This window comes from Clostridium sp. UBA871 (assembly GCF_002295255.1).
Taxonomy (GTDB): domain Bacteria; phylum Bacillota; class Clostridia; order Clostridiales; family Clostridiaceae; genus Clostridium_J; species Clostridium_J sulfidigenes.
In genome coordinates this window covers 33,903-56,414 of the sequence record NZ_DBFV01000002.1, presented here as the reverse complement: position 1 = coordinate 56,414, position 22,512 = coordinate 33,903, and the positions used below count along the sequence as shown (strand labels likewise).

The window sequence follows — 22,512 nt, the reverse complement described above, 5'->3', positions numbered from 1 at the left end:
ATTTAACCCTCTTGTGTACAAATATATATTAAGTTAATATTTCATAACCATCTTCAGTAACCAGTATGGTGTGTTCCCACTGAGCAGATAACTTGTTATCTTCTGTGACGGCAGTCCAGTTATCATCTAACACAACAGTTTCTGGTACCCCTTCATTTATCATTGGTTCTACTGTAAATGTCATTCCTGGTAGAAGAATCATCCCTTCGCCTTTTTGTCCTATATGAGGAACAAAAGGTTCTTCATGAAATTCATTACCTACACCATGACCACCATAATCATAAACTACAGAATATCCTTTGCTAGTTGCAAGCTGATTTATAGCAAATCCTATGTCTCCTAAAGTATTAAAAGGTTTTATTTGCTCTATTCCTACCTTTAAGCACTCTTTAGCAGTTTGTACCAAATCTTTTGCTTTATCACTAACATTTCCCATGAGAAATGTTCTATTTGAATCACCATAATAACCATCTAGAATACAAGTTACATCAACATTAACTATATCACCATCTTTTATTATAGTTTCTTCGTCTGGTATACCATGACAAACCACACTATTTATAGATACACAGGTGCTCTTAGGAAAACCATGATATCCCAAAGGTGCTGGATATGCTCCATGGGATACTGTATATTCATGGACCCATCTATTTACTTCTTCTGTAGATATTCCTACTGTTATTTTTTCTTCTACCATATCTAGTATATCTTTAGTTAGAGCACAACTTTTTCTTATTCCATCTATATCCTTTTGAGATTTTATAATTTCTCTTGGTATTTTATATCCATACTGTTCACTTAGCTTTTCTAAATACTTATCTTGCTCCATATGACACTTTTTGTATTTTAATCCACTTCCACACCAACAACTATCATTTCTATTTAATTTATCCATATTAACCTCCATCATAATTAACCTCTTACATTCATATATAAATCTATTACAAAATTACTCTATTTTATATACTATATGTTTTACTTCTATTATACCACTTATTCCTTCTTACCATATTTTAATAGTAAATAATAATAAAAAAGTTTTGTAGAAATACATCTACAAAACTTTAAACAATTAAAAATGATAAATATAAATATATCTTCCCTTTTTGTTCTTTAATAATTTTAAGTATTCGTATAAAGATACATGCTTTCTATTCAATGAATGCTGAGCTATGAATAAGTCATTTCTGTTTAATGCTACATTAAACTCTTTAGCATGTACTACTTGAGAATGATATATTTTTTTGTTACTGTCTGCATATTGTATAACATCACCTATCATAATATAAGTATATAGTTCATCAAACTTAGCTATTGCTTCTTCTACTGTTAACTCCTTAAATTCATCTGCCATATTATTTCCTTGGCCATCTTTGTTTCCCCAATATTTTCTAAAGTATTCCGCACTTCTCCATGTCAGGGAAACTTTCTTTAAAGCCATTAGATCTTTAGTATAACAAAACCAATCTGTAAACTTTCTATAATCTGACCCCTTCATTTTCATTCCGCCTGCTACTAAAACTTGACTTATAAAATTAGCACAGTCATTATCCTTAAATACAGGGTATTCTTTTACATTGGGAGTCTCTGCATAAGCTTCAGCATAAGCCTTTGCTCTCGCTCTATTATATACATAGTTTTTTCTATTGATTATCTCATCTTTAAGTTGGGATTTCCTTTTGATCCTTTTGATTATTTTAAGTAATCTTATACTCTTCATAATCAACCTCCCATCTTAAATATTAAAGCTAATTAGGTTGTAATTTAACCTCTATAATACTTATATACTCACAATCTACTAATTTGTTTACTCTTCTCTTCCATTACCAACAAAAAATAGTGCTAATAATCCTGCTCCAGTATGACTACCTATAGTCGGTCCTAAATTATTAATTATACACTCCTTAACTCTTCCGCTTTTTCTACAGAACTCTTCTAACAACTTTGCATCTTCTACACAATCTCCATGAGAAATAGTTATTAGTTGTTCTTCTCCTATGCTTCTTTCCTCAAATTTTTTTACAAGCTCTAGCATAGCCTTTTTTCTACCTCTAACCTTACTAAGAGGTATTAGTTTCCCCTCATTATTCATATGAAGTACCGGTTTTACACTAAGTAAAGTTCCCACCGTTGCAGCAGAACTTGATACTCTTCCACCTCTTTTTAAATGCTTTAAATCATCTACTGTAAAGTAATGATTTATTTTTAGTTTTATTCCTTCCGCAAACTCAACTATTTCTTCTTTTGATTTATTTTCTTTCATCATATCATAAACCTTATATACTAGTAATCCTATTCCCATACTAGCAGATAATGTATCTATTATAGTTATATCACAATCTGGATATTCTTCTTTCACACTTAAAGACGCATTTATTGCATTATTTACAGTTCCTGATAACCCTGAAGATAGTCCTATATAAATAATTGCTTTTCCTTCTTTTACTATATTTTTAAAAGCTTCTTCAAATTTATATACATTAATCTGGGATGTAGTATACATATCTCCAGTTCTTAAACCATCATAAAACTCTTTAATATCCAAAGTCTGACCAAAATAATCCTCTATATCTCGGCCTTTGAAATTACAACCAATAGGTAGACCTACTATGTTGGGTTGATTTATAAATTCAATAGGTAAATCGCTACCAGAATCAACTACTAAAACTACTTTGTTATTCATATATCATATTCCTCTCATTTATAAATTTATATAGCTTTTACTACATTCATTTTATATACTTAATTTTAATTATGGTCTCTTCTATATTATAATAGCTAGTTCAATTATTCATTTAATTATATATTAACAAAATAAAATAAGACCAATTATTATTAGTATTATAATCATTTTACTATAAGTTAAAACAATTTACATCAATACTATATTATAATTAGTCATATATTACCATATTTTATTAGTTTATTCTATATATTTACCTAATTTTCTAAACTTATAATATCTCTTAGTCAATAAAGAGTCTACAGGTTCTTTACTTAATCTTTCTAATACTTCTTTTAAATTTGCTTTTATACTTAAAATCATTTTATTTGAATCTTCCTGTGCTCCTCCTTTAGGTTCTTTGATAACCCTATCAATAACTCCTAAACCTAATAAATCTGAAGATGTTATTTTCATTATTTCAGCTGCCTCTTTAGCTTTAGTAACATCTTTATATAAAATAGATGCAAATCCTTCTGGAGATAAAATTGAGTATATAGAATTCTCAAGCATCCATACCTCATCAGCAACAGCAAGAGCCAATGCTCCTCCACTTCCACCTTCTCCTATAATCATAGAAACTATAGGAACCTTTAAATTACTCATAGTCATAAGGTTTTTAGCAATTGCCTCTCCTATACCACGCTCTTCTGATTCTATTCCACAAAAGGCACCTGGAGTGTCTACAAAAATAATTACAGGTCTTTTAAATTTTTCTGCTTGGAGCATAAGTCTTAATGCTTTTCTATACCCCTCTGGCTTTGGCATTCCAAAATTTCTTTCTATATTTTCTTTAGTACTATTTCCCTTTTGTATTCCAATAACTGTAACACTTTTATTTTCAAATTTAGCTATACCACCTACTATGGCACTATCATCGCCATAGCCTCTATCGCCTTTTAACTCTATAAAATCCTCAAATATACTATTAATATAGTTAAGTGCTGTAGGTCTCTTAATACTACGTGCTATACTTACCTTTTCCCACGAGCTAAACTTGTTATCCATCTACTTCCAACACCTCTATTCCTTGTATCTTCAATTCACATGTATTTTTATAATAGTACTAAGAGTACTCTTCATATCCTTCCTGTGTACAACTTTATCTACATAGCCCTTTTCCAAAAGAAATTCCGCTGTCTGAAAATTATCTGGTAGCTTTTGCTTTATTGTTTGCTCAATAACTCTTCGTCCTGCAAACCCAATAAGTGCATTAGGTTCAGCAAGTATTATATCTCCTATCATTGCAAAACTTGCTGTTACACCTCCAGTGGTTGGATCTGTTAGTACAGATATATATAGTAACCCCCTATCATTATGATAGGATAATGCTGCTGACGTTTTGGCCATTTGCATAAGAGAAAATATTCCTTCTTGCATTCTTGCTCCTCCAGAGCAAGTAAATATTACTATTGGAAGTTCCTCCTTTGTTGCTAATTCTATGGCTCGTGTAATCTTCTCTCCAACTACACTTCCCATACTTCCCATGAGAAAATTACTGTCCATAGCACATATAACTACAGTATTACCATCTATATTCCCTATACCTGCTATAACAGCCTCTTTCATATTAGTAACTCTTTGTATCTTACTTACCTTCTCCGTATATTCTGGAAAGTCTAAAGGATTGTCTGAAATCATATCTGCAAATAATTCTTTAAATGTTCCTTCATCGATTGTTTGCTTAATTCTTTCTCTTGCTGTAAGTCTAAAATGTCCTCCACAAGAATAACACACTTTTAAATTATTTATTAAATCTCCTCTATATATGGTATTACCGCATTTAGGACATCTAATCCACATTCCATCAGGTACTTGTGGTCTCCTTTTTATCTCACCCTCTTTATTGCTCGGTTTTACTTCTATATAAACATTTTTTTTAAATAATGACCTTAAATCTTTCATATAATTACCTCATTTAGATTTAAACTATTTAACTTTATTAAGATATGCTTCTAAGAACCCTGTATCAAAAGTTCCTTCTACAAAACTCTCATTAGTTAAAATATCAAGCTGAAGGTCTATGTTAGTACTAACTCCTTCTATTATGAATTCACTTAATGCTCTTTTCATTTTGCTTATAGCTTCTTCTCTATCTTTACCGTGAACTACAAGTTTACCAATCATTGAATCATAGCAGTGTGGAATTTTATATCCTTGATATACCGCAGAATCTAACCTAATCCCATTTCCACCAGGTACATATAAATTAGTTATTTCACCTGGACAAGGTCTAAAATTTTTATAAGGATCCTCCGCATTTATTCTACACTCAATAGAGTGACCTGTAATTTTTATATCTTCTTGTGAAAAACTTAACTTTTCTCCATAAGCTATCCTAATTTGTTCTTTTATTAAGTCAACTCCTGTTACCATTTCTGTTACAGGATGCTCTACCTGTATTCTAGTGTTCATCTCCATGAAATAGAACTTCTTATGCTTATCTACTAGAAATTCTATAGTTCCAGCATTTACATACCCTATAGATTTAGCTGCTTTAACTGCAGTCTCTCCCATTTTTTTTCTCATACTATCATCTATAAATACTGATGGTGCTTCTTCTAACACCTTTTGATTTTTTCTTTGTATAGAACATTCACGCTCACCTAGATATACTGTGTTTCCATAATTATCTGCTATGAGTTGTATTTCTATATGCCTTGGTTTTTCTATAAACTTTTCTATATACATCGAATCATCGTTAAATGAAACTTTCGCTTCTCTCTTTGCTGCATTAAAATCACTTATAAGCTGATTCTCATTATTTACAATCCTAATTCCTTTTCCTCCGCCTCCGCTAGAGGCCTTTATCATTACTGGATATCCTATTTCTTTAGCTATTACTATAGCTTCCTCTTCATTATTTATAATTCCCTTTGATCCTGGTACTACTGGTATATTAGCCTTTTCCATAAGTTCTCTGGCTTTTGATTTATTTCCCATATTGTTTATATTTTCTGCTGTGGGTCCTATAAATTTAATATTACACTCTTCACACATCTTGGCAAATCTACTATTTTCAGATAAAAATCCAAACCCTGGATGAATAGCCTCTGCACCTTTTAAAATAGTAGCATTTAATATATTATTTTCATTTAGATAACTATCCTTTGAGGCTGATGGTCCAATACAAACACACTCATCTGCCATTTGTGCATGCAAAGCTTCTCTATCACCTTCAGAATATACAGCTACAGTTTGTATTCCCATTTCTCTACAAGCCCTAATTATTCTAACTGCAATTTCTCCTCTATTAGCAATTAATATCTTTTTAAACATACGGCTACCTCTCTTACTTTTATACTCCTACTGCGAAGGTTAATTCACATTCACAAGCTACTACTCCATCAACTGTGGCAATTCCTTTACCAATACCCATTGGTCCTTTTATCTTTATAATTTCAACTTCTAGTTTTAATCTATCACCAGGTATAACTTTTCTCTTAAACCTAGCATTTTTTATCCCACCGAAGTAGGCTATCTTGCCTCTAAACTTTTCATCATAAAGTAATGCAATGGCACCAACTTGTGCAAGCGCTTCTACTATTATCACTCCAGGTAATACAGGTTCTTGCGGAAAATGACCTTGAAAAAAATATTCATTCATAGTTATATTTTTATATCCTACCGCTTTTTTCATTGGTTCTAAACCTTCTATTTGATCTACAAATAAAAATGGATATCTATGAGGTATTATTTCTTGTATCTCTTTTATATTGAGTTTTATTACATCACTTTCTATTGCATCCAACATTATTTATATTACCTCCTTTATATAATCTATATTTCTAAAGTTTTATAGCCATTATAGGCTGACCAAATTCTACTACATCTCCATTATTAACAAATATTTTAGCCACCGTTCCTTCAACTTCACATTCAATTTCATTCATCAATTTCATAGCTTCAATTATGCACAGAATTGACTCCTTTGATACTGAATCTCCTATTTTTATATAAGGTTCTCCATTTTCTGTAGGTGAAGAATAATATGTTCCTACCATAGGTGACTTAACTATAAAGCATTCTTCTAAATTACTCTCTTCAGTAATTATTTCTTCATGCTTTGTTGATATTACTGAAGTATTATCATTTGCATTATTAGTATGATTAACATACTCTATATCACATTTATCTGTGATTTTAGATTGATTTAATCCTCTAGCATCTTCATTATAAATAATTTTGCTAGAATCATTTTTGCTCATCCTTATTCTAAGTCCTGCTTCTTCTAGTTCTAATTCCTTAAGATCGGAATCATTTATTAATTTAATTAGCCTTTCAATTGCTTCATAATTCATAATTTATTCCTCCCATTTCTTAAATAAAAGTGTAGCATTATGACCACCAAATCCTAAGGAATTAGACAAAGCATATTTTAGTTCTGCTCTTCTTCCAATATTAGGAACATAATCTAAATCACAATCTTCATCCTTCTCCTCAAGACCAATAGTAGCTGGAATAAACCCTTCCTCTAAAGCTTTTATACATACAATTGATTCTATAGCACCTGATGCTCCCAATAAATGTCCTGTCATTGATTTTGTAGAACTAACTGGGATCTTATAGGCTTGCTCTTTAAATAAATTTTTAATAGCTATAGTTTCAAATTTATCATTATATGGAGTACTAGTTCCATGAGCATTAATATATGATATATCTTCTAAGCTTACATTTCCTTCTTCTATGGCAAGTTGCATAGCTCTTGCTGCCCCTTCTCCATCAGCACTAGGCTGAGTGATATGATAGGCATCACAAGTAGCTCCATATCCAATAACTTCACCATATATTTTTGCACCTCTTGCCTTTGCATGCTGGAGCTCTTCTAAAATTAAAACTCCTGCTCCTTCACCCATTACAAATCCACTTCTATTTTTATCAAAAGGAATAGATGCTTTTTTAGGATCCTCACTCTTACTTAAAGCCGTTAATGCAGTAAATCCAGCAAGACCTATTGATGTTATAGATGCCTCTGTCCCACCTGTAATCATCACTTCTGCTCTATTTGCCTTTATCATCTCAAAAGCTTCACCTATACTATTAGTTCCTGTAGCACAAGCTGTCACTACAGATAGGCATGGCCCTTTAGCACCATATTTAATAGCAACATTTCCTCCTGCCATATTCTCTATCATCATAGGAATTAAAAATGGTGATACCTTAGTTGTATCTCTTTCTAACATTCTTTTATATTCATTTTCTAATGTATCGAGTCCACCAATTCCTGAACTAATTAAAACACCTAATCTATATTTATCAATACTATCTAAATCTAAATTTGAAGATTTTACTGCCTCCTCTGCTGCTGCCATAGCAAGTTGACAATATCTATCCATCCTCTTAGCTTCTTTTCTATCAATAACCTCTGTAGGGTCAAAATCTTTAACCTCTGCCGCTATTTTAACTTTAAACTTTTCTACATCCATAGATTTTATAAAATCTATGCCACATTTACCATTCTTAACTCCATCCCAAAAGCTGTTAATATCATTACCAATAGGAGTTAATGCTCCCATACCTGTGATTACCACTCTTCTATTCACTTTATATGTCCTCCTTAAATAACTACATTACCATTCCGCCATCTACATTTATAACTTGACCTGTTATATAGTCTCCACCCTCTGATGCAAGAAAAACTACAGTCCTTGCTACATCTTCTACATTTCCAAATCTATTTAAAGGAATTAGTCCTAACATACCATCCTTTACTTTTTCACTTAATACATCTGTCATATCACTTTTTATAAATCCTGGTGCTACAGCATTTACAGTTATACCTCTAGCTCCTACTTCCTTAGCTATTGACTTAGTAAGTCCTATAACACCTGCTTTAGATGCTGCATAGTTTGCCTGCCCTGCATTCCCTACAACTCCTACTACAGAAGAAATATTTATAATCTTTCCACTTCTCTGTTTAAGCATGTGAGACACTGCACTCTTACAAGTATTAAATACACCCTTAAGATTTATATCTATAACCTTATCAAAGTGCTCTTCTTTCATTCTCATAATTAATCCATCTTTTGTTATTCCTGCATTATTAATTAATATGTCTATAGTTCCAAAAACTTTTACCGTTTCATCTATTAATTTTTTTCCTTCTTCGAAACTACTTATATCTCCTTTTACTAAAATAGCATTTCCTCCAAGACTTTTTATTTCCTCGGCAACTTTTTCTGCCTCTGCATCACTACTAACATAATTTATAACCACATTAGCTCCTTTTTTACCAAACTCTATAGCTATAGCTCTTCCTATACCTCTACTTCCTCCAGTAACTACCACATTCTTTCCTTTAAACATATATATATCCTCTCCTATACATGAGCTTCTTGTAAATATTTCAATGTACTATAAATTGATTCTTTATCCTCAACATTTAATATTTTTACATCTTTACTTATCTTCTTTACAAAACCACTAAGGGCTTTTCCTGGTCCAACTTCTATAAAAGTATTAATTCCCATATCAATCATATTTTCTATAGTCTTTTGCCATTTCACAGAAGATTTAACTTGAGCTTCTAACAACTGTCTAAGTTCCATTACGTTTTGTAAAACCTCTCCTGTAACATTAGGTATTACTTCTATATTGCTTTCATTAAAAGTTACCTCACTTAATACATCTCCTAATTTTTTAGATGCATTTTCCATTAATTCTGTATGAAATCCTCCACTTACTGGTAACTTAACAATTTTCTTAGCACCTTTAATTTTTAAACTTCTCATAGCTTCTTCTACTAAGAAATCCTCTCCTGAAATTACAATTTGAGAACTACAATTATAATTTGCTATACCTATTATTCCTTTATCACTAAGTTCATTACATACTTCTTCTATAATTTCTATTTTCCCACCAATGATAGCCGCCATGGAGCCGTTAGTTTTATCACTATCTTCCTTCATGAATATTCCTCTTTCTCTTACTACTCTTAATCCTTCTTCAAAATTCATAATTCCACTTGAGATTAAAGCAGAATATTCTCCAAGGCTCAATCCTGCAACAACCTTAGGATTTATTCCATGAAATTTTAAAATTTCAAATAATGCTATTGAAAGAGTTACTATAGCTACTTGATTATTTTCAGTAGAGGTTAGTTCTTCTATGGGACCATTGAAGCATAACTCACTTATATCTTTATTTAAAATTTTGTTAGCTTTTTCAAATACTTTCTTAGCTTCTAAGAATTCTTCATGTATTTCCTTTCCCATACCTACGTACTGACTTCCTTGGCCTGGGAAAATAAATGCGATATTTTTCATAGTTACCTCTCAACTTTAAAATTTATTTATCATGGATTTTAGTAATGTTTCAGTACCTTCTACAAAATCTTTAATTATTTCTTCACAACTTTCTTCCTTTTTTATTAAAGCTGCAATTTGACCTGCCATAATAGAACCATTATCTACATCACCGTCTATAACAGCCTTTTTAAGTCCACCAACCCCTAATTGTTCTAGCTCTTCAGCTGATGTACCTAACTTTTCAAGTCTTAAATATTCTCTAGATAATCTATTTCTAAGAACTCTTACAGGATGCCCAGTACTTCTACCTGTAACTACTGAATCTATATCCTTTGATTCTATTACCTTTTTTTTATAATTTTCATGAATAGTGCACTCATTCGCTGCTAGAAATCTAGTTCCTACTTGAAATCCATTAGCACCTAATGCTAATGCAGCCAACATTCCTCTAGAATCTCCTATACCACCAGCTGCTATAACAGGTATATTTACAGCATCTACAACCTGAGGAAGAAGTGCCATAGTTGTAAGTTCTCCTATGTGTCCACCAGCTTCACAACCTTCAGCAATTACCATATCTGCTCCACTTCGCTCCATTCGTTTTGCAAGCCCTGTTGAAGCTACTACTGGAATAACCTTAATATTATGATCTTTCCACATATTCATGTATTTACCTGGGTTTCCTGCACCTGTTGTAACAACCTTTACTCCTTCTTCACAAACAATCTTAGCAACCTCATCAGCATTATCACTAAGAAGCATTATGTTTACTCCAAAAGGTTTATCTGTAAGCTCTTTAGCTTTTCTTATTTCTAATCTAACATTTTCTGGAGAGTTATTTCCTGCCGCTATAATTCCAAGCCCTCCCGCATTTGATACGCTACTTGCTAATACGCTATCTGCAATCCAAGCCATAGCCCCTTGAATTATTGGGTATTGTATTCCTAAAGCTTCACATATATCTGATTTGAACATATATACCTCCTATGGTTAAGGTCAGATAGATAGCTATCTGACCTTTTGTTTTAATTAACTTTGCTTTCTATATAGCTTGAAATATCTTGAACATTTTTTATGTTTTCTATATCCTCATTTGGAATTTCAATATCAAACTCTTCTTCTAAACTCATAACAATTTCAAATATTTCTAGAGAATCTATTCCTAAATCATCTGTAAAACTTGCTTGTATATTTAGTTCCTCTACCTCTACACCTAGTTCTTTTGCTATAACTTTTTTTACTCTTTCTAATACCATTTTTTATTCCTCCTATATATTTTAAATTATTTATTCCATTTTAACAGTGCACTACCATAGGTTAGTCCACCACCAAATCCTATAATTACTATGTTACTTCCTTGTTTGATTTGACCATTTTTATTTGCTTCATCTAAAGCTATTGGAATACTTGCACTAGATGTATTACCCTTTTTGTCTAAATTTATAATGAATCTAGATAAAGGTATATCAATTTTCTTACTAACACTTTCTATCATTCTTATATTAGCTTGATGTGGAAGTATAAAATCTATATCATCCTTTTTTATATTGCTTTTTTGAATAATTCTATTAAATTCCTCTTCCATAACCTTAACAGCAAACTTATAAATATCTTTTCCATTCATCTGAATCTTATTATTATTTATAACTTCCTTGGTACATATATTCTCCATAGGAAGTATGTCACAAGTAAGGGATTCACCTTTAGATCCTACACTTTTACAGTTGATATAACTTATATGCTCTTCAGAATCTTTTCCTATAACTACAGCTCCTGCTCCATCTCCAAATAATACACAAGTATTTCTATCTTCCCAATTTACGATTTTAGATAATACCTCTGCTCCAATTATTAAAGCTTTTGTAGCCCTACCTGTTTCTATATATCCCTTAGCTATATCTAACGCAAATATAAACCCACTACATGCAGCATTTATATCAAAAGCCATAGCATTTACAGCACCTATTTCCTTTTGTACATTACATGCAACTGATGGAATTAAACTATCTGGTGAAACTGTAGCCACTAAAATTAAATCAATTTCTTTACCATCTACATTACTATCCTCTAAAGCCTTTAGAGCTGACTTTATTGCTAATTCTGAAGTATCTTCTCCAGTAGAAATTCTTCTTTCCGCAATTCCAGTTCTCTCTCTAATCCAGCTATCTGAAGTATCTACAATATTCTCTATATCTTTATTGTAAACTATATTAGATGGTGTATAAGAACCTGTTCCTAGTATTCTTGAACCAATCACATTTATTCTCCTTTACTTATTTTTTAAGATTGTATTTTGACTTAAAGAAGCTATTTACTTTCTCTAGAGATCTTATTAGCACTTCTTCCTCTTCATCTGTTAAACCTTTTATAGTTTCACTAATCATGTCCTGATGAAATTTTTCATGAACTCTATATGCTAACTTTCCTTTTCTAGTAAGAGCTATCATTACAGATCTTCTATCTTCTTCTCCTCTTGTACGTTCTACATATCCTTTTTTTACAAGTTTCGTTATGGCTGTAGTTAAAGTACCTACTGTAATATTTAAATCATTTGCTACTTCCGTCATTGTTCTTGGATGATACATTCCTATAGCTTCAATAGTATGTATCTCTGTAACCGATAAATCTTTAAGTACTCCTTCTTGTAGAGCAGTTTGTTCAATCTCTAGAATATCATTAAATATAGTTACTAATAATTCATTTAATACGTATTTATTTGAATTTAAGGATTTCATTCTACTTTATTCTCCTTTTGTTTGACTTTCAAATAGTTTGATAATCAAAGTATATTACTAAAGAAAAACAAAGTCAATATATATTTTTTACTTTTATTTTTACAAATAATTTAACTCGTCACAATTTATTCATTTTTACCAAAAATAAAGTCTAGATAAATCTAGACTTTATTAAAAATTTAATATCCAATTATCCCTGTATATCCCAAGGGATCTATTGGAACTCCATCTACTCTTATCTCAAAATGTAGATGTGGACCTGTGCTATCTCCAGTATTACCAACTTCTGCTATAACTTGCCCTCTTAGAACCTGTTCACCTTCAGACACATTTAATTTGCTACAATGTGCATATACAGTCTGCAAGTTATCACTATGGTCGATTATTACTACTTTACCATACCCATCTGCTATCCCTGAAAAGCTCACTGTTCCATCTAATGCAGCTTGAATTTCAGTACCTGTATTAGCAGCCAAATCAATTCCCTTATGATAATATCCTTCTCTCTTCTCACCAAAAGTGGAAGTTAGTATACCTTTTATAGGTGTTGTTATTGAATTGTGTAAAAAAACCTCTCTATTTATTTGGGTATTCCCCCTACTAAGAGGCGTAAAAGCAACTTGCGAATTATTAGTCTTTTGTATATATTTAACCTGATTTTCTTTTGTAACTGTAAAGTTAATTAAACTGTTATCATTTGTATTATTGTATCCTATTATTTTATTAGAAATTTCACTTTCACTTAAAACATCTTCTTTATTACAAATTATTTTTTCATATACTATCTTATTATTTACAGCAATATCTTTAACATTATCTATATTACATGTATCTATATAGATATCTCTTACTTTATTAAGAGCATTGTTACCTGTGGCTTCATCAGCAACTATGCCAATTTCTACACCATCTGATTTCATAACTACTGCCTTTATTTTTTCATTCGCTTTTACATTTTCTTTTGCTTCTACCGGATTCATGGTAATCATAGTTAAAATACATAAGAGTGATACACATACTATGACTAATTCTCGTAGTATATTTTTCATCATTGTATTACCTCCCTACTACAATGATAATATACCCCATTGAAATTATTTTAAACATAATGTACAAAACAATAGTCAATTTTATTATTAATAAAATATTAATTTTATATACTAATATCTATACATTTATTAATTATTAAATTTTACTTTTAATAGGTTTACTATATGATATACTAAGGTTATAATATAATTCTTAATTGAAACTTATTCTAAAAGGTTATAAAAATAGAGCAATAAGATATAACTTATATAACAAATAAATAATTTATTTACTTATATATAATTATAACCTTAGTTTTCAACAAGAGTTTAATGTAATGCTATTACATTACGATAACATGGAAAGGTTGAGATTTTATGAGTACTTTTATGTTTAAAACCAAAAATTTAGATTATACTCCTGTAAGCAATGTGTTTATAGATAACTTCATGGCAAAGGCTAGAGGCGAGTATATAAAAGTTTATTTACTTGGTCTTAAATATTGTGTTAGTGGAGAAATCGGTGTAAACTCAACTCTTATAGCTTCAGCTCTATCCTTATTAGAAACTGACGTAATAAATGCTTGGAATTATTGGAATGACGAAGGTGTTATAAGATTAGTTCCCATAGATAATATGGGAAATTATAATATAGAATTCTTAGAACTAACTAAGGCTCCCGATAACGGAAAATCTGTGAATTTATTAAAAGAACTAGATAATTCTATGGTTAAAGATATGTTGCAAGATATAGAAAGATTATTAGCACGTCCACTTTCGCCCAAAGAAATGACTACTTATCTCGGATGGCAAAACGACTTTAATTTTTCTCCTGAAATTATACTTTTACTTATAGAATATTGTGTTTCTAAAGGAAAATCTGACTATAGATATATTGAGAAAATAGCTGTATCTTGGAGTGATAACAATATAACTAGTATAGACGAAGCACAAGACTTTATAAAAAAGCATGAGGATAAATGGATTAATATAAGAAAAATCTTAACTTATTTAGGTCTGAAAAATGGTGATGTTATGAAACCTCAAGAAGAGCTTTTGGAAAAATGGTTAAATGTATATAATTTTTCTTTAGAAATTATATATAAAGCTTGTGACATATGCTTTGAAAGACTAAATAGAGCCGACTTTAAATATATTGATGGTATACTTAATAGTTGGTTTAAAGACAAAATTAAAACTCTTCAAGATATTGAGTTAAAAGACAAGAAAAAAATTAATTTTAAACCTATTGTTAATGAAGTTTCAAATACCAATACAAAAAAAGGCAAAGGTAAATTTCATAGTTACGATCAAAGGACCTATGATTTTGAAGATTTAGAAAGAAAACTTTTAGGATGGGATAATAATGACTAATAAATATCATTTAGAAATTATGAAACTTTATGATAAAATAAAGGAAAATCAAAAAAATGCTTTAGAATTAAGAAAATCAGAAGTAAAAAAACGTGTTCCTGAAATAGATGATATTGAAAATCATATAGGGAAGCTATGTATTAAGGTTTCCCTAGCCGCCTTTCAGGATGCGCCTAATAGAGAACAACATTTAAAAGAACTAAAGGAAAATATAACTAATTTAAGAGTTAAAAAGACTGAGTTACTGGTATCAAACGGTTATCCTTTAGATTATCTAGATATTCATTATAATTGTAATAAATGTAATGATACTGGATTTATAGGATTACAAAAATGTAGTTGCTATAAACAAAAACTTAATAGTTTTTATTATAGAAATAGTGATTTATTCATAGTTTCTGATGATCATAATTTTGCTAATTTTAATATGGACTTCTATAGTGATAAAAGAATTGGCCGTGAAAAATATAGTCCAAAGGAAAATATGAAAAGCATTGTAAATCAATGTTTTAGATATATAGCAAACTTTGAGTCAACATTAGAAAATCTTCTTTTTTATGGTAATCCAGGCACTGGAAAAACCTTTTTATCTCACTGTATCGCAAAAGAATTAATAGATAATGGATATTTTATAGTGTATAAGACTTCTGAAGAATTGATTAAAAACTTAAAAGATATAAGATTTAATAACAATTCAACTCTAGAAGATCACCTAATTAATTGTGATTTGCTTATAATAGATGACTTAGGTACAGAAGTATCCTCAGAATTTGCTATATCTGAGTTATTTAACCTACTGAATACAAAGCTTCTAAGAAATAAAAAAATGTTAATATCTAGTAACTTTTCTTTAGATGAATTATTATCTATCTATTCAGAACGTATTACCTCTAGACTTTTTGGTAATTTTTCTTTGTTTAAGTTTTATGGTGATGATATAAGGCTTCAAAAAAATTTAAATAGTAAAGCATCCTCTAAATAATTTCATTTGATCAAAGGCATCCTAACTTATACTTATATTAAGTTAGGATGTTTTTTTTATTTAGAAGAATCATAAAGGCCTCCCATCATTAAAAAATCTTCTGCTTTTTCATCTTCTAAGCCCCTTTTATTATTTGAGCTTATAAAGGTAGATCTTATTATGGATGAATCTCCATACTTTTCTCTTATCTTATCTATAGTACTATCTAAGTTTCTTTGTTTATCTATTTTTTCATCATCAAATAAAGATTTTTGATATATACTATTATCACTCAACTTAGTTACTCTGACTCCTAATAATCTTATGGGTTCTCTACGCCACATCTCCTTAAATATTACTTTCACTAATTTAAAAATTTCTTCAGTCGAATCTGTTGGGGTTAAAAACTTTTTCTGATGAGAATAAGTTGTAAATATATTCGACTTTATTGATACAACTACAATACCACATAAAGACTTATTAGCTCTAAGTCTCTTAGCTACGCTTTCAGTAAGTGACAATAATACTTTTAAAGCTTCATCTGTACTTAATATATCCTTGCTTGTAGTAGTTGAATTTCCTATGCCTTTTACATCCACATAATTATCACAGTTTATGGGTGAATTATCTATTCCATTGGCATATTCATAAATTATATTTGCATAGCTCTTAAATATATTTCTTAAAATACTCAAATTATAATTTGCTAAATCTCCAATTGTAAATATATTTAAATCTATAAGCTTTTTTTCTGCTGCTTTTCCAACCATAAATAAATCGCCTACTTTAAGTGGCCACATCTTTATTTTTATTTCTTCTTTAAATAATGTATGGATAGAATTCTTCTTAGAAAAATCACTAGCCATCTTAGCTAATAACTTATTATTTCCTATTCCTATATTTACTGTAAAACCCAAGTCTTCTTCTATTTTTCTTTTAATCTCCTTAGCCTTTTCCATGTAGTCATATTTAAAATGACTTGCTTCCATAAAAACTTCATCTATAGAATACCTTTCAATAAAATCAGAATATGGCTCTAACAATTTATACATATCATTACTAAACCTTGTATATAGTTTATGTTCTGGTGGATAAACTTTTAATTGAGGGTACTTTTTCAACGCAGCTACTATAGGTTCTCCGGTTATTATATTAAATTTCTTAGCTGGAATTGATTTTGCTAAAACTACTCCTCTTCTATCTTCTATACTTCCACCTATTATAGAAGGAATTTTTCTTATATCTATTTCACTTTCTCCACATTTTAATAAATTTATAGCTGTCCATGATAGAAATGCAGAGTTAACATCTATGTGAAATATTATTCTCTCGGACTTATTCTCCACAAATATCACATCCTCAAAATTAACTTATATTCTTATTTTAACGAACAAATATTCGTTTGTAAAGATATAATTATATACCTTTATGACAATAATTTATTTTAAATTAAAATATATCCTTAATATTTATATATTTAATTTTTATGTATTTAATTATTTTTTACTTATGTATTAATTCAAAAAATAAAAAAAGACTCTGAATTAATTCAGAATCTTTGGAGCTGGCAATAGGAATCGAACCTACAACCTGCTGATTACAAATCAGCTGCTCTACCGTTGAGCCATGCCAGCATAAGTGGCGACCCAGAAGGGACTCGAACCCTCGACCTCCGGCGTGACAGGCCGGCACTCTAACCAACTGAGCCACTGGGCCACATTAGATTATGTGGTGGTCGCAACAGGGATCGAACCTGTGACCCCCTGCTTGTAAGGCAGGTGCTCTCCCAGCTGAGCTATGCGACCTAGTATGGTGACTCCTAGGGGAATCGAACCCCTGTTACCACCGTGAAAGGGTGGTGTCTTGACCGCTTGACCAAGGAGCCATATGTCATTTTGCTTTTGTTTTGTGTTTGCCGGTTCATCCGACATTTATTATAATACAAAAATTTTAAACTTTTGTCAACAAAATTTTAAAAATAATTTTTTTTATTTTTTTCTCCAAAATTATATACAGAAAATATATTATTTATTAGATATATTATAATTTAATAATAAACTTATATTATAGTTTTAATATGTAGTATAATTCTATATACTATAGTTAATATATTAGTTAATATGTTATAAAATACATTTAAAGGCTTGAGGTGATTTTATTTTGTATCATGACTTAATTATTGTTGGTGGTGGATCTTGTGGCATAGTATCTGCAATTAAAGCAAAAGATTTAAGTATAGACGTAGCTATAATAGATAGTAGCGATAGAGTAGGTAAAAAATTGTTAATTACTGGTAATGGACGCTGTAATTTAACAAACGAAAAATTATCCTTATCAAGATTTCATAGTGATAATAATAACTTTTTTAAAGATATTATTAATACCTATGATTTAGAATATACCCTTAACTTTTTTAAATCCATAGGAATATATACATGTACCTTAGATTCTGGAAAGATATACCCATTATCTCTTCAAGCATCCTCTGTGTTAGATATTCTTAGAATGAATTTATCTGAAAGAAATATACCAACTTACATGAATGAAAAAGTTTTAAATATCATTAACACAAAGAAGGGTTACTTTGAAATTATTACTTCTTCAACTACATATACATGTAAAAAAGTTCTCTTATGTACTGGAGGAAAAAGTTATACTAAAACAGGATCTGATGGCTCTGGTCATAAACTAGCTAAAAACTTTGGCCATAGATTAATAAACTTAACACCTGGTATAGTTCAATTAAAACTAAACTATGATAGACTTAAGGCCATTTCTGGAGTGAAATTTGAAAGCTCTTGTAATATAGAAGTAAATGGTGAAACTAAAAAACAAGAATTTGGTGAAATCTTATTCACAGACTATGGTATATCAGGTCCTCCAATTCTACAGCTTAGTAGAATTGCTTCTAAAGGAATTATGAATAAGTCATCAGTTATTATACATGTAAATTTACTTAATTCAGATTATGACCATATAGTAGATTTTTTTGAAACACACTTTGCAGTGTTTTCATATAGAAGTATTTCAGACAATCTAGTAGGAATTATAAATAAAAAACTTATTCCTATTATATTAAAAGAGTGTGGAATTACTGACATTCACATGCCTACATATTCCCTAGAGTATGAATATAGATTTAAACTTTATAAGCTTTTATGTGATTGGAAGTTTCAAGTTATTGATACCAACTCTTTTGAAAATGCTCAAGTTACCATCGGTGGAATAGATACTACAGAGGTAAACCCTATAACTTTAGAATCTACACTAACTCCAGGTCTATACTTTGGTGGTGAAATTTTAGATGTTGATGGTGATTGTGGTGGTTTTAATTTGCAATGGTGCTGGAGCTCCTCTAGCGCTGCTGTGAACGCCATTTATAATGCACTAAAGGATTAGGTTTACCTATTAACATAAGAGCTATATTCAAGGTAATTTGTGTGATTTTAAATATTACTTGAATTAATATAAAAAAATAAAACTGATAGGAAATAAATTTATTTCTTATCAGTTTTAAACTTTGAACTAATTTTTTGTAATCTTTAATGCAATGACGTACTTTTAAAGATCTGCGATTCTCATGGTTTGATCTCTCTTTGGACCTACTGATATTATAGATATCCTAACACCAGTGAATTCTTCTATTTTTCTTAAGTATATCTTTGCATTCTCTGGAAGGTCTTCATATTTTCTAGCATCTTTTATACTTTCATCCCATCCATCAAACTCTTCATACACAGGTTCACATTTTGCTAAATCTTCAAGGCTAGCTGGGAAGTAGTCTATTACTTTTCCATCTAACTTATATCCTACACAAACTTGTATTTTATCAAGCCCCGCTAGTGTGTCAATCTTAGTTACTCCAAAACTAGTTAATCCAGAAACTCTAGCAGCACTTTTTAATATAACAAGATCAAGCCAACCACATCTTCTACTTCTTCCTGTAGTAACTCCGTACTCAAATCCTTTTTCCCTTATCCAATCTCCAACTTCATTTTCTTGTTCTGTTGGAAAAGGTCCTTTTCCAACTCTAGTTGTATATCCTTTTACAATTCCTACAGCACTATCTATCATAGTTGGTCCTATACCAGCACCTGTACATATACCACCTGCTACGGTATTAGAAGATGTTACATATGGATATGAACCAAAATCTATATCCAGAAGTGTTCCTTGAGCTCCTTCAAATAACACATTTTTATTTGCTTTTATGCTATCAAAAACTCTAACTGATGCATCATCTACAAACGGCTTCATTCTCTTACCATATTCTAAATAGGCCTCGAAAACCTCATCAAAGCTTAGGGCTTCTCCACCATAAATTTTAACTATTAAATCATTTTTAGCTGGAAGATATTCTTGTAATTTTTCTTTTAATACTTCTGGTTTAATAAGATCACAAACCCTTATTCCACATCTCTCAACTTTGTCAGTATAACAAGGTCCTATTCCTTTTTTAGTAGTACCTATATCGTTTTTTCCTCTAGCTTCTTCCTTAAGAGCATCTAATACTTTATGATAAGGCATTATAACTTGAGCTCTGTCACTTATTATTAATCTCTCTGGTGTTATATTTTCTCCTAATCCCTTTAAATAATCCATTTCTGTAAATAGAGCCTCGGGGTCTACAACCACTCCATTGCCTATTACATTAAGTTTGTCTTTATAAAGTATTCCTGATGGAATCAAATGTAACTTATACTCTTTTTCTCCCACTACTACAGTATGACCTGCATTATTTCCTCCTTGGAATCTAACAACTACATCTGCACTTTCTGCAAGATAATCAGTCATTTTACCCTTTCCTTCGTCTCCCCATTGAGCTCCTAATACCACAAATGATGACATATTCTACATCTCCTTTTTTACTCATTAGTAAAACTTATTATAAATTAAACTAGCTTACTATATTTCTCCTCTAATATTCTAGCAACATAAACACCACTAGCAGATGCTTGTGATAGTGAATGTGTAACTCCAGATCCATCTCCTAATACATAAAGGCTTTTTACTTTTGTCTCTAAGTTATTATCCACTTCTATATTAGAATTATAAAACTTAACTTCTACACCATATAACAATGTATCTTCATTAGCTGTTCCTGGTGCTATATTATCTAGAGCATATATCATTTCTATTATAGCATCTAATTGACGCTTTGGTATAACTAAGCTTAAATCTCCCGGTGTAGCTTTTAAAGTTGAAATAGTAAAACTTTTACTCATTCTATGATCATTAGTTCTTCTCCCCTGTACTAAATCTCCAAATCTTTGAACTAATACTCCGCCACCTAGCATATTGCTAAGTCTTGCTATAGATTCTCCATATTCATTACTATTTTTAAATGGCTCTGTAAAATTATTAGTAACTAATAATGCAAAGTTTGTGTTTTCTGTATGAAGTTCTGGATTTGAATAGCTATGTCCATTTACTGTTACTATTCCATTTGTATTTTCACTAACTACCTCACCATGTGGGTTCATACAAAATGTTCTGACTAAATCTCCATACTTCTTAGTTCTATATACAACTTTACTTTCATATACTTTATCTGTTATGTGTTCAAAAATAGCTGCAGGTAGTTCAACTCTAACACCTATATCTACTCTATTACTTCTACTTTCTATACCTAGCTTAGTACAAACCTTAGATATCCATTTAGATCCCGATCTTCCTGTGGCAACTATTATATCTTTGCATCTAAATTCATCATCCTCAGTTTTTACTATAAATTCTTTACCGTGCTTTTCTATAGCTACAACTTCAGTATTAAACTTCATCTCTATATTATCTTTTATCTTATTATATAAATTACCTAGTATTTTTACATTTCTATCTGTACCAAGATGTCTAACTTTAGCATCTAAAAGATGTAAATCATGTTTTAGTGCCTCAGTCTTTAGTGTACTATCCGCAGTTGAATATAACTTCGCATCACTTCCACCATGATCACATAAAACCTTATCTACATAATACATTAGATCTAAAGCTTCTTGCCTACCCACATATTTATATAAATCTCCACCAAAGTTATTAGTTATATTATACTTACCATCTGAAAGACTTCCAGCACCACCATAACCATTCATAATGTCACAAGATTTACAATGAATGCAAGCTTTTATTTTTTTCCCATCTATGGGACATTTTCTTTTTTCTAGGCTATTTCCCTTTTCTATCATTAGTACTTTAGCCTTTGAGCCTAAAGCTGTTAATTCATAGGCTGCGAAAACACCACTAGCTCCTGCACCAACAATTATAATATCATAATTTTTATACATGTTAATCACCCCATAAATATATTAACAAAGAGATGTAGTATTTTCAATAAAAAATACGAATATTTTATATAGTACATTTAAAATTCTTCGTAAATATATTTCTTTAGAAATTTATTTTTCCCAATATTTATTTACTCTATTCTAACATAGAGCGCTTTTATTAT

Annotated in this window: 22 protein-coding genes and 4 tRNA genes; 3 read left to right on the top strand and 23 right to left on the bottom strand. The window is 30.5% G+C overall.

Going from position 1 to position 22,512, the window contains the following annotated elements:
• Positions 1 to 28: 28 nt before the first annotated feature.
• The 16 genes from map to B3086_RS00310 form a co-directional block, all read right to left on the bottom strand.
• Complete coding sequence (map, locus tag B3086_RS00385) at positions 29 to 895, bottom strand: type I methionyl aminopeptidase (protein WP_346849194.1); 867 nt, start codon at positions 893 to 895, stop codon at positions 29 to 31.
• A 177-nt stretch (positions 896 to 1,072) separates the two neighbouring features.
• A complete protein-coding gene (locus tag B3086_RS00380; RefSeq protein ID WP_346892559.1) occupies positions 1,073 to 1,720 on the bottom strand; it encodes an amidase domain-containing protein in 648 nt (215 codons plus the stop codon).
• 87 nt (positions 1,721 to 1,807) lie between these two features.
• The gene (locus B3086_RS00375) at positions 1,808 to 2,683 is read right to left on the bottom strand and encodes a DegV family protein (RefSeq protein ID WP_346849192.1); all 876 of its coding nucleotides are present in this window, start codon (positions 2,681 to 2,683) and stop codon (positions 1,808 to 1,810) included.
• Between the two features lie 240 nt (positions 2,684 to 2,923).
• Positions 2,924 to 3,730: an acetyl-CoA carboxylase carboxyltransferase subunit alpha gene (locus tag B3086_RS00370; RefSeq protein ID WP_035134571.1), complete on the bottom strand. Its 807-nt coding sequence runs from the start codon at positions 3,728 to 3,730 to the stop codon at positions 2,924 to 2,926.
• Positions 3,731 to 3,760: 30 nt separating this feature from the next.
• Positions 3,761 to 4,627 carry an acetyl-CoA carboxylase, carboxyltransferase subunit beta gene (accD, locus tag B3086_RS00365; protein ID WP_346849191.1) on the bottom strand — a complete coding sequence of 289 codons (867 nt, stop codon included), beginning with the start codon at positions 4,625 to 4,627 and terminating at the stop codon, positions 3,761 to 3,763.
• Between the two features lie 24 nt (positions 4,628 to 4,651).
• On the bottom strand, positions 4,652 to 6,001 hold the full coding sequence (locus B3086_RS00360) for an acetyl-CoA carboxylase biotin carboxylase subunit (RefSeq protein WP_035134569.1): 1,350 nt from the start codon (positions 5,999 to 6,001) through the stop codon (positions 4,652 to 4,654).
• A 19-nt stretch (positions 6,002 to 6,020) separates the two neighbouring features.
• Entirely contained in the window at positions 6,021 to 6,449 is a 429-nt protein-coding gene (gene fabZ, locus B3086_RS00355) for a 3-hydroxyacyl-ACP dehydratase FabZ (protein ID WP_414632261.1), read from the bottom strand.
• 61 nt (positions 6,450 to 6,510) lie between these two features.
• Positions 6,511 to 7,023 (bottom strand): acetyl-CoA carboxylase biotin carboxyl carrier protein, encoded by a 513-nt coding sequence (gene accB, locus B3086_RS00350; protein ID WP_346849189.1) that lies wholly within the window; start codon positions 7,021 to 7,023, stop codon positions 6,511 to 6,513.
• 3 nt (positions 7,024 to 7,026) lie between these two features.
• Positions 7,027 to 8,265 (bottom strand): beta-ketoacyl-ACP synthase II, encoded by a 1,239-nt coding sequence (gene fabF / locus B3086_RS00345; RefSeq protein WP_346849188.1) that lies wholly within the window; start codon positions 8,263 to 8,265, stop codon positions 7,027 to 7,029.
• Positions 8,266 to 8,287: 22 nt separating this feature from the next.
• The gene (gene fabG, locus B3086_RS00340; protein WP_346849187.1) at positions 8,288 to 9,028 is read right to left on the bottom strand and encodes a 3-oxoacyl-[acyl-carrier-protein] reductase; all 741 of its coding nucleotides are present in this window, start codon (positions 9,026 to 9,028) and stop codon (positions 8,288 to 8,290) included.
• Between the two features lie 14 nt (positions 9,029 to 9,042).
• The gene (gene fabD, locus B3086_RS00335) at positions 9,043 to 9,987 is read right to left on the bottom strand and encodes an ACP S-malonyltransferase (RefSeq protein ID WP_346849186.1); all 945 of its coding nucleotides are present in this window, start codon (positions 9,985 to 9,987) and stop codon (positions 9,043 to 9,045) included.
• A 15-nt stretch (positions 9,988 to 10,002) separates the two neighbouring features.
• Positions 10,003 to 10,944, bottom strand: a complete 942-nt coding sequence (gene fabK / locus B3086_RS00330) for an enoyl-[acyl-carrier-protein] reductase FabK (protein WP_346849185.1) — start codon at positions 10,942 to 10,944, stop codon at positions 10,003 to 10,005.
• Positions 10,945 to 10,994: 50 nt separating this feature from the next.
• Positions 10,995 to 11,225: an acyl carrier protein gene (acpP, locus tag B3086_RS00325; RefSeq protein ID WP_035134562.1), complete on the bottom strand. Its 231-nt coding sequence runs from the start codon at positions 11,223 to 11,225 to the stop codon at positions 10,995 to 10,997.
• A 26-nt stretch (positions 11,226 to 11,251) separates the two neighbouring features.
• Positions 11,252 to 12,226 (bottom strand): beta-ketoacyl-ACP synthase III, encoded by a 975-nt coding sequence (locus B3086_RS00320; protein ID WP_346849184.1) that lies wholly within the window; start codon positions 12,224 to 12,226, stop codon positions 11,252 to 11,254.
• 16 nt (positions 12,227 to 12,242) lie between these two features.
• Entirely contained in the window at positions 12,243 to 12,704 is a 462-nt protein-coding gene (locus B3086_RS00315) for a MarR family winged helix-turn-helix transcriptional regulator (RefSeq protein WP_035134559.1), read from the bottom strand.
• Between the two features lie 179 nt (positions 12,705 to 12,883).
• On the bottom strand, positions 12,884 to 13,756 hold the full coding sequence (locus B3086_RS00310) for a M23 family metallopeptidase (protein ID WP_346849183.1): 873 nt from the start codon (positions 13,754 to 13,756) through the stop codon (positions 12,884 to 12,886).
• A gap of 354 nt (positions 13,757 to 14,110) precedes the next feature.
• Here B3086_RS00310 and B3086_RS00305 point away from each other — a divergent pair, with 354 nt between their 5' ends.
• Positions 14,111 to 15,106, top strand: a complete 996-nt coding sequence (locus B3086_RS00305) for a DnaD domain protein (RefSeq protein ID WP_346849182.1) — start codon at positions 14,111 to 14,113, stop codon at positions 15,104 to 15,106.
• The gene (locus B3086_RS00300) at positions 15,099 to 16,088 is read left to right on the top strand and encodes an ATP-binding protein (protein WP_346849181.1); all 990 of its coding nucleotides are present in this window, start codon (positions 15,099 to 15,101) and stop codon (positions 16,086 to 16,088) included. Before B3086_RS00305 ends, B3086_RS00300 begins: the two co-directional genes overlap by 8 nt.
• Before the next feature lie 56 nt (positions 16,089 to 16,144).
• Here the strand turns inward: B3086_RS00300 and B3086_RS00295 are convergent, their stop codons facing one another.
• From B3086_RS00295 to B3086_RS00275, 5 genes are all read right to left on the bottom strand, one after another.
• Positions 16,145 to 17,413, bottom strand: a complete 1,269-nt coding sequence (locus B3086_RS00295) for a DNA polymerase IV (protein ID WP_346849180.1) — start codon at positions 17,411 to 17,413, stop codon at positions 16,145 to 16,147.
• Between the two features lie 213 nt (positions 17,414 to 17,626).
• Positions 17,627 to 17,701: transfer RNA gene (locus B3086_RS00290), tRNA-Thr, on the bottom strand.
• A 5-nt stretch (positions 17,702 to 17,706) separates the two neighbouring features.
• Positions 17,707 to 17,783: transfer RNA gene (locus B3086_RS00285), tRNA-Asp, on the bottom strand.
• 13 nt (positions 17,784 to 17,796) lie between these two features.
• Positions 17,797 to 17,872, bottom strand: a tRNA-Val gene (locus tag B3086_RS00280).
• Between the two features lie 5 nt (positions 17,873 to 17,877).
• A tRNA-Glu gene (locus tag B3086_RS00275) sits at positions 17,878 to 17,952 on the bottom strand.
• A 275-nt stretch (positions 17,953 to 18,227) separates the two neighbouring features.
• Here B3086_RS00275 and B3086_RS00270 point away from each other — a divergent pair.
• On the top strand, positions 18,228 to 19,466 hold the full coding sequence (locus B3086_RS00270; RefSeq protein ID WP_346892557.1) for an NAD(P)/FAD-dependent oxidoreductase: 1,239 nt from the start codon (positions 18,228 to 18,230) through the stop codon (positions 19,464 to 19,466).
• Positions 19,467 to 19,628: 162 nt separating this feature from the next.
• On the opposite strand, the gene B3086_RS00265 is transcribed toward B3086_RS00270, so the two are convergent.
• Together B3086_RS00265 and B3086_RS00260 are read right to left on the bottom strand one after the other, a co-directional pair.
• Positions 19,629 to 20,915 carry an adenylosuccinate synthase gene (locus tag B3086_RS00265; protein ID WP_035135758.1) on the bottom strand — a complete coding sequence of 429 codons (1,287 nt, stop codon included), beginning with the start codon at positions 20,913 to 20,915 and terminating at the stop codon, positions 19,629 to 19,631.
• Positions 20,916 to 20,959: 44 nt separating this feature from the next.
• On the bottom strand, positions 20,960 to 22,348 hold the full coding sequence (locus tag B3086_RS00260) for an NAD(P)/FAD-dependent oxidoreductase (protein ID WP_346892555.1): 1,389 nt from the start codon (positions 22,346 to 22,348) through the stop codon (positions 20,960 to 20,962).
• Positions 22,349 to 22,512 lie beyond the last annotated feature (164 nt).